This window comes from Methanoculleus sp. DTU007, assembly GCF_001512385.1.
GTDB lineage: Archaea > Halobacteriota > Methanomicrobia > Methanomicrobiales > Methanoculleaceae > Methanoculleus > Methanoculleus thermophilus.
Genome location: NZ_LFRO01000008.1, coordinates 1 through 13,143, shown reverse-complemented (window position 1 = coordinate 13,143; position 13,143 = coordinate 1). Strand labels below are relative to the sequence as shown.

The 13,143-nt window shown below is 59.8% G+C and carries 10 protein-coding genes and 1 tRNA gene; 7 read left to right on the top strand and 4 right to left on the bottom strand.

Annotated elements, in window-relative coordinates; genetic code table 11:
• Positions 1–34 precede the first annotated feature (34 nt).
• Positions 35–1,171, top strand: a complete 1,137-nt coding sequence (locus ACI94_RS00770) for a CBS domain-containing protein (protein WP_273258868.1) — start codon at positions 35–37, stop codon at positions 1,169–1,171.
• 887 nt (positions 1,172–2,058) lie between these two features.
• Here ACI94_RS00770 and ACI94_RS00765 read toward each other — a convergent pair.
• Genes ACI94_RS00765 through ACI94_RS00755 form a run of 3 tightly spaced genes read right to left on the bottom strand, consistent with a single transcriptional unit; the run spans position 2,059 to position 5,814 of the window.
• Positions 2,059–3,702 (bottom strand): radical SAM protein, encoded by a 1,644-nt coding sequence (locus ACI94_RS00765; RefSeq protein ID WP_066957646.1) that lies wholly within the window; start codon positions 3,700–3,702, stop codon positions 2,059–2,061.
• Positions 3,692–4,315 carry a 6-hydroxymethylpterin diphosphokinase MptE-like protein gene (locus ACI94_RS00760; protein WP_273258870.1) on the bottom strand — a complete coding sequence of 208 codons (624 nt, stop codon included), beginning with the start codon at positions 4,313–4,315 and terminating at the stop codon, positions 3,692–3,694. The genes ACI94_RS00765 and ACI94_RS00760 overlap by 11 nt, the downstream gene beginning before the upstream one ends.
• A complete protein-coding gene (locus tag ACI94_RS00755; protein ID WP_286680979.1) occupies positions 4,312–5,814 on the bottom strand; it encodes a DHH family phosphoesterase in 1,503 nt (500 codons plus the stop codon). The genes ACI94_RS00760 and ACI94_RS00755 overlap by 4 nt, the downstream gene beginning before the upstream one ends.
• Before the next feature lie 71 nt (positions 5,815–5,885).
• Here ACI94_RS00755 and ACI94_RS00750 point away from each other — a divergent pair.
• A tRNA-Lys gene (locus ACI94_RS00750) sits at positions 5,886–5,959 on the top strand.
• Between the two features lie 361 nt (positions 5,960–6,320).
• Here the strand turns inward: ACI94_RS00750 and ACI94_RS00745 are convergent.
• On the bottom strand, positions 6,321–7,208 hold the full coding sequence (locus tag ACI94_RS00745) for an ABC transporter ATP-binding protein (RefSeq protein WP_066957649.1): 888 nt from the start codon (positions 7,206–7,208) through the stop codon (positions 6,321–6,323).
• A gap of 82 nt (positions 7,209–7,290) precedes the next feature.
• Between ACI94_RS00745 and ACI94_RS00740 the strand changes: the two genes are divergently transcribed.
• The 5 genes from ACI94_RS00740 to ACI94_RS00720 all read left to right on the top strand — a co-directional run.
• Complete coding sequence (locus ACI94_RS00740; RefSeq protein WP_066957651.1) at positions 7,291–9,096, top strand: ABC transporter; 1,806 nt, start codon at positions 7,291–7,293, stop codon at positions 9,094–9,096.
• Positions 9,093–10,175 carry an ABC transporter permease gene (locus ACI94_RS00735; protein ID WP_066957653.1) on the top strand — a complete coding sequence of 361 codons (1,083 nt, stop codon included), beginning with the start codon at positions 9,093–9,095 and terminating at the stop codon, positions 10,173–10,175. The genes ACI94_RS00740 and ACI94_RS00735 overlap by 4 nt, the downstream gene beginning before the upstream one ends.
• A 126-nt stretch (positions 10,176–10,301) precedes the next feature.
• Positions 10,302–10,979: a hypothetical protein gene (locus tag ACI94_RS00730; protein WP_066957656.1), complete on the top strand. Its 678-nt coding sequence runs from the start codon at positions 10,302–10,304 to the stop codon at positions 10,977–10,979.
• 55 nt (positions 10,980–11,034) lie between these two features.
• A complete protein-coding gene (locus ACI94_RS00725) occupies positions 11,035–12,342 on the top strand; it encodes a methyl-coenzyme M reductase glutamine C-methyltransferase (RefSeq protein ID WP_066957658.1) in 1,308 nt (435 codons plus the stop codon).
• Positions 12,343–12,488: 146 nt separating this feature from the next.
• A partial coding sequence (locus ACI94_RS00720) for a PRC-barrel domain-containing protein (RefSeq protein WP_286680978.1) occupies positions 12,489–13,143 on the top strand: 655 nt, incomplete at its 3' end.

The following is a 13,143-nucleotide window of genomic DNA, read 5'->3' as shown; positions in this document are numbered from 1 at the left end:
TATTACTATAAATGATAAAAAGATACTCATTTTCATGGACGCGTCGCTGCAGATCGGAAACCTTGCCGGGATCCCGGTCAAACTGCATTGGAGTTTCCTTCTGGTAATTCCGCTCTTTGCTTGGATCATCGGGAGCCAGATCGTGCTCACGACCGAGTTGATCGCTGTCCTCTTTGGTGTTCCGATCGACCTGACGCTGATTACGGCGAATTTTAACCCCTACATCCTCGGGACCGTCGTCGCACTCGGCCTCTTCTTCGGTGTCTTCATCCACGAGATGGCCCACTCGCTCATCGCAAAAGTCAAGGGGATCGAGATCCACAGCATCACCCTCCTCATCCTCGGAGGGGTCTCCCAGGTGGAAGACACGATGCCGGACCCGAAGATCGAGCTCCCCATGGCGCTTGCAGGCCCGCTCACGAGCCTTGCGGTCGGCCTTGTCAGCAGCGCTCTGGTCTACGTCTTTGATGCTCTCATCGAAGATCCGGCGGTGGCCGGTGTCCTGGTCTTCACCTTCGGGTACCTCGGGCTCCTGAATGTCCTGCTCTTCGGGTTTAACCTCCTCCCGGCGTTTCCCATGGACGGAGGGCGCGTGCTGCGGGCATGGCTCGCCCGGAGGATGCCACTTGCCCGGGCGACGCGGATCGCCGCCGATGTCGGGAAGGCGTTTGCCGTCCTCTTCGGGATTGTGGGGCTCCTGCTCCTAAACCCCATCCTGATCATCATTGCCTTCTTCATATATATCGGGGCGAACCAGGAGGCCACGTACCTGCGCTACAACATTCTGCTTCAGGACGTCACGGTTGCAGATGCGATGAGCAGCCCCGTCACCACGGTGGAGCCAACAGTACCCCTCGCACGCGTGGTGGAGATGATGTACGAGACGAAGCACCTCGGATTCCCCGTTGTTGAACGCGGCTCGCTTGTCGGGATCATCACCCTCTCCGACATCCACAAGGTCCCGCAGCTCGATCGGGAGGCGATGCAGGTGCGGGACGTCATGACCCGGAACCCGACCACCCTATCACCATCGGCACCGCTCATCGATGCACTGAGAATCATATCCGGGATGGATATCGGGAGGATCCCGGTGGTCGCGGACGATGTCCTGGTCGGGATCGTCACCCGCACGGACGTCCTGCGAGTGATGGAACTTCGGGAAGAAGGGTAGAAAACGACCGGCCAAAGGTGCGGTATACTGGAACGGCAGGAGCTTGGGATGTCCCTGGCTCCCCGAACCCTCGATTTTGTAGAGAACTACTTTCTATTGGAACGTAGTGTTATCCCATTTCACGGATTTCCATTGTTCCCGCACCTTCGGTAATCAAATACCTTACCTACCACACCGTCCATCGCCACGCACTGCCCGCCCCCTTGGGGGCGGAACGACTTTCCCGCAGGGAAAGGAGATTGAGCACCGCCAGGTGCGATTGAGGAGCGCGAAGCGCGGGCGGTGGGGGTTCTGAGGATGGGGTGCAGGTGCCCACGCAGGGGGTGCTCCTATCTTGGAATGGCGATAGATGACATTTGAGTCTTGAGAAGGTCAAGGACCTTAGAAGCGTGTTTGAACACTGTCAGGTGTGAAGAGACTGGGGGATGCTCCTTCGAAGACCTTCGACTTTTTCGCTCTCCATTCCTCGAAACCTTGCGGGTTTCTCGAGTTTTGGCCTTTCAGCCCGTCATGCCCGATGGCGAGCCCCTCAAATTACTTTGTAACCCCCACCCCGCCCGGCCTTCGGCCTCCTCACTCGCACCTGCGGTGCTCCAACTCCTGCCGCTCGCGATGCTCGCGCCAGTCGTTCCCCGCCCCCAGGGGGCGGGGGCAGTGAGTTGCGATAGGCGACGTACCTACAGGAACGGAGCTCAAGCACCGTTAGGTGCATGTGGCGATGGTTTGGAGAACCGGGGCTAGAGCACCGGATGTACGAAGCCGATGGAAATCCGTGAGTGAGATTATGCGATCTTTTAGTCAGGATTAATTCCGATCATGAGTCCAAACATCATCAGGCCAAACGCAACTCCCAAAGACAGCGGCAGTCTGCATATGAAGCCCCCGCCCTAAAACTTCATCACACCCTCGATCCCCGTCTCCCCGACGATCTTTCGGAACTCCTCGAGGCTCCGGAACGGGCGGCGGGCCGCGATGGTTGCGGCCCTCTTCTTCCCGACGCCGGGGATCCACCGGAGCGCCGAGACAGGCAGGGTGTTGATCTCCACCGGGCAGGGAAGGGCCGTCACGGACCGCATTCCCCAGTCCACCACGACGGTGTCAAGGACTGTCTTTACCGGTAGTTCGAGAGGGATCCCGACGAGAATCGGATAGGAGCCCATCTGCCGGCCGAATGAGGGTTTACCGCTGATCTCGATGACGACATCTCGAAGGATGGTCCCGACCGGAAAGACCCGGCGGAGCATCGGCTCGTCGAAGTGGGTCCGGGTCCACTCCTTGAAGGAGCGGAACCTTGCGTCGTGCTTCCCGATGGTGTGCTCGTCGTAGGCCGCCGTCCCCTCAAACGGCATCAGCTGGCGGATATTCACCCGCCGTACCATGAGCCCGGCATCAAGGACACGTTTGAGGAATCTCTCGTTCGCATCGAAGGTCGCCGGCGTCTCCCCGGCAAGACCGATGATGAAGTTCAAGCCCGGCAGAAGTTCTGGGATGCCGTCCGTCCGGCCTCCCCCGACATCGTTCACGACCTCGATCGCACGGAAGACGTCGTCCGGCATCGCTTTGAGGTTGTTTGCCGCGACCACCGTGGGATCGGCGGTCTCCATCCCGAAGGCGGCGGTGTCGCCGGGGGTGTGGCCTGCGACGATCGCCTCAAGCGCCGCCCGCGCTGCATCCTCATGCCGGGCGATGGTGCCCGGATTGATGTTGTCGATATGCAGGGTCGCAAGATCCGGAGCCATGCTCCGGATCGCGGAGAAGAGGTCTTCGAGCACCTCCGGGCGCGGGACCGGGAACTCCCCGCCTTGGCTCTGGTAGGCTAGGAGATCCGGCTGTCGGCCGAGCCTGAAGTGGCGGGCTCCGGCAGCATGGAGCGCCGCCACCTCCTCCGCGATTCCCTCGATGCTCCGGTAGCGCGGGAGGCCGTAAAAGGGTTCGGTGCAGAAGGAGCAGCCTCCGACCGTCGCCCGCGAGCATCCAATCGCGGTCTCGAGTTCGCACATAACGTAGGGGAACGCCGGATGCTGAGCGATGACCCCCGCGCCCAGGACCGACCAGGGATCGGTCAGAGAGTAATCGGCCGCACCGGCAGGCTCCCCGCCCGAGAGCCAGGCGTCCAGTGCGACCGCCGGCGAACCCGAGAGCATGACGTCGAATCCGGCAATCGCCTGCCGAACCGCCATTCTCCCGCCTCCGGACGCGTAACCGAAGGTGATCGGCCCGCCTATCGCGGTAGTCGGTTCCCGAAGCAACGTCCCGAGTTGCTGGATTTCCGTCAGAGTCGCCGGTTTCCCCCCGATGTAGGCACCGGGCACGGTCAGCCCCGCGATCATCACCACAAGATCATCCCGCCCGGATGCGGCGACGAGAGCCGGGTCGGACCGGACCTGGTCGATGGTGACGTAGCGGGGGGCGTAGCCGTGCTCGATGAGAACCCCGGCAACCTCTCTCACGTAAGGGGAGATGTAGGGGGCGACACCGAGGCAGGCAGGCTCGTCGACGTAGCCGTCGATGATGAGGGCGCTAGAGGTCATACCCGATCAGGTGGAGCAATCTTCCCGCCCAGTAAAGTTTTCCCCGCTTGAGGGGATCGACGTCCCGGTCGGCAAGATCGAACCCGATGATCCGGATCTCTGCCGCACCGAGTTCGTCGGCGGCAAAGACCGCCCGGTCGCCATCGGTGAACCCACCGAAGTTGTGGACGCCGGGTATGGGGGCCGCCTGCGTGGTGGCAACGAGCGGGCCCGGCAGACGGGGGACCCAGTGACGAAGAAGCGGGATGTTGTCGCCGTGAGCATGCACGACCATCACCGTCCCCTGCCGTGAGAGGTCGATGAAGATATCGGTTGCCCCATCCAGGTCAGTAAAGACGGCATCTGGCTGGATCCCATGCCCCACGAGCACCTCTGCGGCCGCATCGGCGGCGAGCACAGTCCCCTCGATCCTATCCAGTTCTTTTGCAAGATTAGGGGCGTTCCCGCAGACCGTCACCGATTTTCCCCGAACGAGCTTTTCAAGCACGCCAATATCGTCACGACCGCCGGCCAGTTCTGCAAGCAGCCGGGCCGCATCCTCGTCAGCCTCGCGGTCGAACCCGAAATACTCGAGGATTGCAGCGTAGTGAGGTTCCCAGTCCTCAAACCTCATTCTTCGTCCTCGTCATCCAGGCCGACAATGCTGGAGAACCGCTTGAGGATCGGGTCGATCACCAGGGCGAGCAGGCCCTCCTTCTCCTTCACCATCGAGAAATAATTGAGCGGGATCTGGGCGGCGGCCATCGTAGCGTGCCCGCCCGCCTCTCCGATAGGGCCGAAGGCCTCGGCCATCACCTTACCCAGGTGAATCCTGATATCTTTGTTTCTGGCGGAGATGATGATGTTCTGGTCGCTGATACCGTAGACCAGCGCGGTATTCACACCCTCAAGGTGGATCAGCATATCAGCCGCCTGGGGAAGCGCATCGCGGTTTCTGATGTAACCGACGTTCGAAAAGAGGTAGCCGCTCTTGATCCGCCGGTTCCTGATAGCGTTTCCGATTATATCAACAGTCTCCTGGGAGATTGTAGGGGAGGTAATCTTATCGAGGAGGTCTGAGTCGGTCAGGGGGAGGAGGAACGCTGCATAGTTGAGGTCCTGGGGCGTGACGTTCCTCTTGAAGTCCCTGGTATCCGCCCGAATGCCGTACAGGAGGGCTGTGGCGACCGTCTTGTTCACAGGAATATCGAGTTCCATCAGATACTGTGTCAGGATACTCGCCGTGGCACCGACTCCCGGTCTGATATCAACGAAGTCAGCAACGGAGGGGAGATGCTCACCGTTCTTGTGATGGTCGATGATGATGTTGACCCGGGTGGTCTTGGGGAGTTCGTTATTCACGCCGGGTCCGGACGAATCAACCAGAGCAATATAGCTGCATTCAGAAAGGATCTGGGGGGTGAGCCGCTCCATTTTGATATCAAGAAGGTTGATGAACGCTCGGTTCTCCTGGTGCCCGATATCGCCCTCGTAGACAATCCGGCAGTCGAGTTTGTTGTGGCTCGCGTGCCGCGCAATCATTGAGAGCGCCATAGCGCTCGAGATTGAGTCAGGATCGGGGTTCAAGTGGGTGACGATGCAGAGCGTCCCCTCCCAGGAAGCGAGCAGATCATAGAGCCGCAGGGCGAGCCGCGAGGAATGGAGCTTCCTGATATGGTGGATAGCTGTCCGGGCCACCACCTCCTGTGGATAGAGGACGACATCAGCACCCTCCTGCTGGAGAAGGTCAACGCTGACAGGGTCTGTGGCGCGCGCAATGACGTAGGTCGCCGGATAACGGTTCTTGAGTGTCCTGAGCGCAGCTAGATTGACTTCCCGGTCGTTCGCGAGGATGAATGCGATCTCCGGGACCGGCAGCCGGTCTAGCAGATCGGGATCTCTGATATCTCCAACAATCGCCTCGTACTTCTGATCACGGAGATCTTCGACCCTTTTTTCGTCCTTATCGACAATGATGAGGTCCTCGTTCTCCTGCCCGAGCTCCTCCACGACGTTATAGCCGGTGCTCCCGCAGCCAAGAATGATGTACTTGATACGTTCCTTTGAAACGTTCTGAACCGCCTCAGGCATGCGTACAATGGTGTAACTTCTCATCGTATTAAGGGATTCCATCTCTGCGATTTTCGGGAGGTATCCGTAATATTTATATTCTTTCATATCCTATACTGTTAGGTCAGATGCTTGGGCCTGTAGCTTAGTTCGGCAGAGCGACGGACTCTTAATCCGTAGGCCAAGGGTTCAAATCCCTTCAGGCCCGTCGAACACTTGTCTCTTCTTATCATGTGAATTTTCCCGATCTAAAGATCACTCCAGCAAACCAGTTTCAATCTTGTAGCCGACCATTTATTCAAACGATCCCCCGACTCTCAACGTGGCGCCGGGCAATCCATTCGAGCCCAATCAGCCTCAAGACTAACCGCGGATTCTAACGCGGGCTTGATTGCTGCAAGCTTTCCGGGGTACCGGAGGCACATATATGCCAAAGATATATAATACCTGCTCCGGCGGAATAAACGGACAAATGTGATGCACACCTGACTAAAAAAGAATTCCAGAGGTGCAATCGCTGCAGGCCGCCCGGGGGCGCCGCTGGAGCATCTTCAGGCAAACCCGGGTCGTCACTGTCCAATCTTAAAGAGCATCTCCTCAAGCGTCGGGTAATGAGACTCAATCCGGTCGATCGTCGCGCCATCGGCTGCAAGCGTCGCGGTCGTCCGGTTCAACTCCTCAATAGAGTGAGCTACGGTAAGGTACCGGCCATCGGAGATGGTGTAGTCGACCGATGTGGTGAAAGTTGCCGGGTCACCGATGCGGAAGAAGACCTGATACGTGAGAGATCCGAACTTCTCCCGAAGTTCGGGCATGGTGCCCTTAGCCACCACTCTACCCCGGCGCAGGATCAACACCATATCGCAGACCTCCTCTACCTGAAAGAGGTTGTGTGCCGAGAAGATCACGGTCTTGCCCCGGTCGCGAAGACCTTTGACGTACTCGATCACCGACCGGGAGGTCATGGGATCGAGGCCGGAGGTGGGCTCATCGTAGATGAGGAGACCAGGGTCGTGCATCAGCGACCGTGCGATCGCAACCTTGCGCTTCATGCCTTTCGAGAGTTCCCCGATCTTTTTCCCGTTTGGCTCGAGCGCAAGCTCCGCGAGAAGGTCTTCGCGCCGCCTCCGGATGACCTCCTTCCTGAGGCCGTAGATCTCCCCAAAGAACGCGAGGTAGGCATCCACGGTCATCGTCTCGTAGAGCCGGGACTCCTCAGGGAGGTAGCCCAGGTTCTGCTTCAGATCGAGCGGCCTTCTTGCGACATCGATTCCGTTGATGACGAGGTTACCTGCTGTCGGGAGAATAAGGCCGGCCATGATCTTTAAGAGCGTCGTCTTTCCAGCGCCGTTGTGCCCGATCACCCCAAGTATCCGTGCATCGTCGAGATCGAAGGTGACACCGTCGAGAGCCGGGAAGTCGCCGTAATATTTGACAAGGGAGCGGGCCGTTATCATGGGACACCTCTTTTATGTCTTCGATGTCTACAAATAGTTTGTTGCAGAGAGTTATGAATCTCTGACGTCACCGGGCATTACCATGAGTCGCGCTTCTTCTATCTGGACGATCGCCGTCTGGGAGATGAACAGGTCGATGACCACGATGGGCAGGCATGTCTTACCGCTCGCGGCAGGTTTGCTCGTCCTCCTGGTACTGGTGATGGGGTTTGCCGCCTCAAGCGGCGTCCATATGCAGGACGGGATCTATCGCATCGGCATCGATGACCCCGAGGTCGCCCGGATCGTCGCCCCTGATAACCGCTTTACCCTCTACCTCGATGATGGCCCGGCCCTCTGGGAGAACCGGTTTGCATATGATATAATCATCTTAAACGGCGAGGTCTATGCCGCCGAAACAGAGAAAGGGCTGGCGGCGCTAAAGACACTGAAGCGTGATTACGATGGTTATGTCTCTCGCGTGGCCGCAGGGGAGCCCGATCTCTTTGCAGGCTACCCGCTCTGGATCGATCTGGAGTACGTGAAGAGCGAGCTTGATTTTCAGACGGTAATGAGCGGAGAGCAGGCGAGCCCCACGGCAGATACCAGAGTACCCCGCGCTACGCCCGGATCAGTCGAGGCGGTGACGCCCCCACCGTCGGCCATGCTGGTCTCCGAGGATGACCTTCGAGTACACCTCGCGGAGGCGAGGAGCGATCACCCCATGAGTCGCTACACCGGTATCCTCTCGGGCAGTTCTGCAACAGACGGGCTTCTCGTACCCTCGGAGCTCTCGCCTCCGCTCCCCTACGATGCACTCATTCTTGTCTTCGTCTTTATATTCCCGCTTTATTTCACCTCACAGTTCTTCATGATGAGCGTGATGAACGAGCGGGTGGGAAGGGCCGGGGAGGCGCTCCTCTCCACCCCGATCAGATCGAGCGCGATCGTCATCGGGAAAGCCCTCCCCTACTTCGGGCTCATGCTCATCATTGCAGGCGCAATCACCGTCTTTATCGGGGCGCCGCTCACGATCCTCCTCCCGCTCATCCCGGTCATCCTCTTCTTCCTCGCAAACGCCCTGATCATCGGGATGGCCTCCCGGAGCTTCAAGGAGCTCTCGTTCGTCTCGATATTCTTCTCGACGCTCGCCACATCGTACCTCTTCTTCCCGACGATCTTTGCAAACACCCATGTCATAAGCATCATCTCCCCCCTCACCCTGATCGTCCTCGAACTCCAAGGTGAGGGATTCACCGCCATGGAGTATGTCTACTCGACCGCGCTCTTCTTTGCAACAAGCATCATCCTCTTTTATCTCGGCACAATCAACTTCCGCGAGGAGCGGCTCTTTTCCGAGAAACCCCTCACATCACGGCTTGCGGACTTCATCTCAGGCGCGATCAACCGCGACCATCCGAACCTTGCGCTCTTCATCCTTGCCGCCTTCACAATACCGTTCGTCTTTATGGCGCAGATGATGACGCTCGTCCTCTTCTTCAACATCCCGATGCCGCTCTCCCTCGTCCTCCTGACCGTCTCTGCGGCATTCATCGAGGAGTTTGCGAAGTCGATCGGGATCTACGCCGTAGCACGTGAACGTCCAACGTTCCTGACGCCAAAGAACCTGATCTTCGGGGCGGTCGCCATCGGTCTCGGGTTCCTTGTCGGGGAAAAACTCCTCCTCTTTGCCACGCTCGCCCAGATCACGGAGTCGATCTTCGGAAGCGTCCTCTTCCTCTCTCTCCAGGTGCTCTGGATGCCGCTCCTTCTCCATATCACCGGGGTGCTGATCACCGGCGGCTTCCTTCTGCTCGGGGGACGCCACGCCTATGTACCCGGCCTCATCGCGGCGAGCGTGGTGCACAGCCTCTACAACCTCTACTTCCTCACGGGGGGACTGCTGTGAACGGCCGTCATATCGGGATCATTGCAAAGAAAGAGTTCCTCGGACTCTCATCGGAGAAGACGATTCTTTTTGCCGTCCTCCTGCAGGTCTTTATCGCGATGTTCTCCTCGTTCCTGATGGTGGGGCTCACCGCCATGTACGACCCCGAGGCGATCGAGAGTTACTCCGCGACCACCTACGGTGTCGGCTACACCGGGGCAGATTCACCACTCATCGATGAGTTCGCAAAAAGGGACGACCTCGTGCTTTACCGGATGGATCTCCAAACAGCGATCGACGCGCTCAGCGATCGCCAGATCGCAGCGGTGGTTCATGTCCCGGATACACCGCCGGATGCAGAGGGGCCGATCACGATCACGCTCTACCTCATCCAGAACGACCTGCAATCGAGCATCATCAACGTGAAGTTAAAAGAGGTCCTCCAGAGTTACGAAAGGGAACTCCGGGAGGTTCGGGCCGACCGGATGGTCTCCTACCCCATCGGGCTGAACTTCCCTAAGGCCAGTGGCGGTGAGAGTTTCTTTGAATTCGTTTACGGCCTCCTCATTCCCCTGCTCGTCCTCCTCCCGGCGATCGTCTCGGCGGCGTTGATCATCGATCTCATCACCGAGGAGTACCAGCGCCAGACACTTGAGACACTCATCTCGACGCCGATCACGTACACGGAGATGATCTGGGGGAAGATTGCCACCTGCGCAGTCCTGGTTCCGGTCCAGGCAGGAGCCTGGCTCCTTCTTCTCGGGTTAAACGGCATCGCGGTCGGAAACATAGCCGCAATCCTCCTCCACGCTTCAGTGGGCGGTCTCTTCCTCATCCTTCTTGCGGCAATCGTTGCGCTTCACTACCGTGAGAGAACCAGCGCCCAGTTCGTCTTCTCGACGGCCCTCGTCGTGGTCTTCCTCTTCGTTATGGCCGTCCCCTACAACCCCTTAAACCTCATAGTGCGACTCGCGGTGGATACCGCCGGCCCGATCCACTGGCTGATCCTCGCCCTGACCGCAGGTGCAACGGTGCTCCTCGGCTGGGCTGCAACAGCCTATGCCCAGAAGATCGGGGAATCCGGCCAGAAAGAACGATGAGATGAGAGAATTAGAGAACGTCGCATTCCGTCCCGGTGAATCCGACACGACCCGGGGTAGAGATGCCCCCACCCGAGATCATTTTTGATAAGTTATATATTGTGAATTATACAATTCCGGCCATCGATGACCAACCTCCGCTACCTCAACACAACCTGTGCAGTCTGCGGCGACCCCTGCCGGTTCACCATCCCCGAGGCCGCCGGCAGTGTCGGGTCGCGGGACCTCGATACCCGTCCGGCCGAACCTCTGCGCTCCACAATCTATGCATGGGTGAAACGTTGCCCATCCTGCGGTTACTGTGCCCCGGATCCGGGGAAGGCCCCAGAGGGGGTGGCCGACGTGGTGAAACTACCCCGCTACCGCTGGCAGCTCGACTCCCGCAGGTTCCCGAGACTTGCAAACACCTTCCTCTGCTGGTCGATCATTCAGGAGGAACTCGGTGCTCCGGCCCAGGCCGCGTGGGCATCCCTCCATGCCGCCTGGATCTGCGATGATGAAGGTGATGACGTCCCCGCCCGAATCTGCCGAATACGCGCCGCCGATCTCCTGCGGCGGGCGTGGGAACAGGGGGATCGGCTGACCACCCAGGCAGGAGGCGATGAGGCGATCTTGGTAGATCTTCTCCGCAGGGCAGGAAGGTTCCGGGAGGCACGTGCCCTGGTGCGGGAGACGCTGGAGCAGAACCCGCCGCCCCTCATTGCAGAGATCATGCGGCTCCAGGCCCGGTTGATCGACGCGAAAGACCGCAACACCCATACCGTGGCTGAGGCCCGACGCTACAAGATGCCGACGACGCTCTGACTGGGCTTTGCGGAGCCTCACCATTTGTATACTGCCCTGCAGATACTGTATAATCATGGATATCACGATCTTCTCCCCCGGCATCTACACCTACGGCGCCATGCTGATCGGCGGCGTTCTGCGCGATGCGGGACACGAGGTCACGCTCACCCGGACGCCCGAGGTTCCGGAAGGCTCACTCCTGCTTGCGAGCCTCTTCTCGACCCAGCACCTTCTCGACCCCAAAATCAGGTCGCTTGTCCGGAGACACCGCGAGCGGGGGGGCACGGTCTACGTCGGGGGACCGGTCTCGGCCGTACCGGAGATCGTGCTTCGGGAGCTCGCTCCCGATGCGGTGGTCGTCGGCGAGGGCGAGGAGACCGTGGTCCGCCTCGCCGAGGAGGGCGCCTCGGAGACCCTCCCCGGTATCGCCTACCTTGACGGCGACCAGGCCGTCGTGACGGCCCCCGCCCCACCGGCGCCGATCGATCGGCCGCTCCCCCTGATCCCGGAGGATATCGGCAGCCAGAGCATCCGGGGCGCGAGCGCGTACATCGAGACCCACCGGGGATGCATCGGGGGATGCACCTTCTGCCAGGTGCCCCGGTTCTTCGGGAGAGAAGTCAGGAGCAGGCCGCTTGAGAGCATCATCGAGGAGGTGAAGGCATTCCGTGCAGCCGGGGCCAAGCGGCTCTCGATCTCGGGGGGGACCGGGTCGCTCTACGGCTCCCACGGTTGCGAGATGAATCCCGGGGCCTTCATCGCCCTTCTCCGCGGGATGGCGGAAGTGATGGGGCCAAAGAATGTATCCGCCCCGGACATCCGCGTCGACTGCATCACCGACGAGATCCTGGACGCCATCCGGCAATATACCATCGGGTGGGTCTTTTTTGGGATCGAGTCGGGGAGCAACCGGGTGCTCCGACAGATGGGCAAGGGCGCGACCGTCCGCGAGGTCGAGGAGGCGGTGGAACGGTGCCGGGAGCATGGTCTTCACGTTGCAGGAAGTTTCATCGTCGGCTACCCGGGCGAGACGGAACGGGACTACGAGGCGACAAAAGACCTGGTTGCCGCGCTCTCACTCGACGATGTCTTCATAAGCAGCGCCGAGCCAATTCCCGGGACGCCGCTCGCCGATCTGGTGATCAGGACGCCTCGCGATAAAAACCCGGCTTTTATGCCGCATACCGGGGAGTACCGGGCCCTGCATCTTACGGAGAGCGAAGCGCGGTGCTTTGACCTGATGATGCATGCCGATATGTATCGGCCGCAGATTCGGCTTGTGACTGACGAGGTCTACGCCGCGTACTTAGCCGAGGCAAAGAAACAGGGAGAAGACATCCGGGCGGCAACCGAGCTGATCCTCCGCTACGCCCAAAGATGAGTTCGGGACCGGAGATCCCTCTTCTCATTAATTCCTGATCACGACAGATTCTCCCGAACGGGAAACCCTTAAGTATCCTCGATCCTCTACTCCCCCTGCCTTGAAGGGATACCCCTTCGCAGGTAAACGAGTTAGAGGGAGATACGATGGCTGGACGACAGACTGGGCCGGCGCTGGAGATGGAGACCCGGCCAAGATTGGGAGAGACGGTAGACCTGATGCGGGCACATGAGATCAGGGATATCAGGGTTCAGAACCCGGAGGGAGAGAGGCTCGGCGACCTTACCGATATCGCGATCGACCGCGAGAGTGGCTGTATCAGATACGCGGTGCTCGCCTACGGCGGGATCCTCGGGTTTGGTGAGAAACATTTTGCCATTCCCTGGGAAGCAGTTCGAACCCGCCCGGGAGAGAGGGTTGCTGTTGTGGATACCGATAAGCAGAGGCTTGATAGTGCATCAGGGTTTTCCCGGGAGAGTATGCCCGCCGAAGGTGACTGGAGCCTGATCAGGACACCACCACCGGTTCGCGGCGGGGTAGTGGAACCCTCACGCCCGGTAACAGAACGCCCACCCTCGGCGGAGATGGGAGCGGCGGCACCGAAGGCGGAACCCATGCCCCCGGAAAGAGACGTCCCGATGCCACCGCCCGTCCAGACGGTCGCGGGCGGTTGGGGCGGAGTCCCGACGACCCCGCGCACCGAGGAGCGGCCGACCCGGAGAGAGACCGTCGTCGAGGAGGTCAGGAGAGAACGTCCGGCAGAAGCGGAGACCCGTCCGGTGATGGGGGCCGAACGCCCCA

What these genes read in the sequence shown, in the direction of transcription:
- ACI94_RS00725 (WP_066957658.1), top strand. Translation starts at nt 11,035, where the DNA reads ATGGATATCACGATCTTCTCCCCCGGCATCTACACCTACGGCGCCATG.
- ACI94_RS00730 (WP_066957656.1), top strand. Translation starts at nt 10,302, where the DNA reads ATGACCAACCTCCGCTACCTCAACACAACCTGTGCAGTCTGCGGCGAC.
- ACI94_RS00740 (WP_066957651.1), top strand. Translation starts at nt 7,291, where the DNA reads ATGAGTCGCGCTTCTTCTATCTGGACGATCGCCGTCTGGGAGATGAAC.
- ACI94_RS00765 (WP_066957646.1), bottom strand. Translation starts at nt 3,702, where the DNA reads ATGACCTCTAGCGCCCTCATCATCGACGGCTACGTCGACGAGCCTGCC.
- ACI94_RS00770 (WP_273258868.1), top strand. Translation starts at nt 35, where the DNA reads ATGGACGCGTCGCTGCAGATCGGAAACCTTGCCGGGATCCCGGTCAAA.
- ACI94_RS00745 (WP_066957649.1), bottom strand. Translation starts at nt 7,208, where the DNA reads ATGATAACGGCCCGCTCCCTTGTCAAATATTACGGCGACTTCCCGGCT.
- ACI94_RS00760 (WP_273258870.1), bottom strand. Translation starts at nt 4,315, where the DNA reads ATGAGGTTTGAGGACTGGGAACCTCACTACGCTGCAATCCTCGAGTAT.
- ACI94_RS00755 (WP_286680979.1), bottom strand. Translation starts at nt 5,814, where the DNA reads ATGGAATCCCTTAATACGATGAGAAGTTACACCATTGTACGCATGCCT.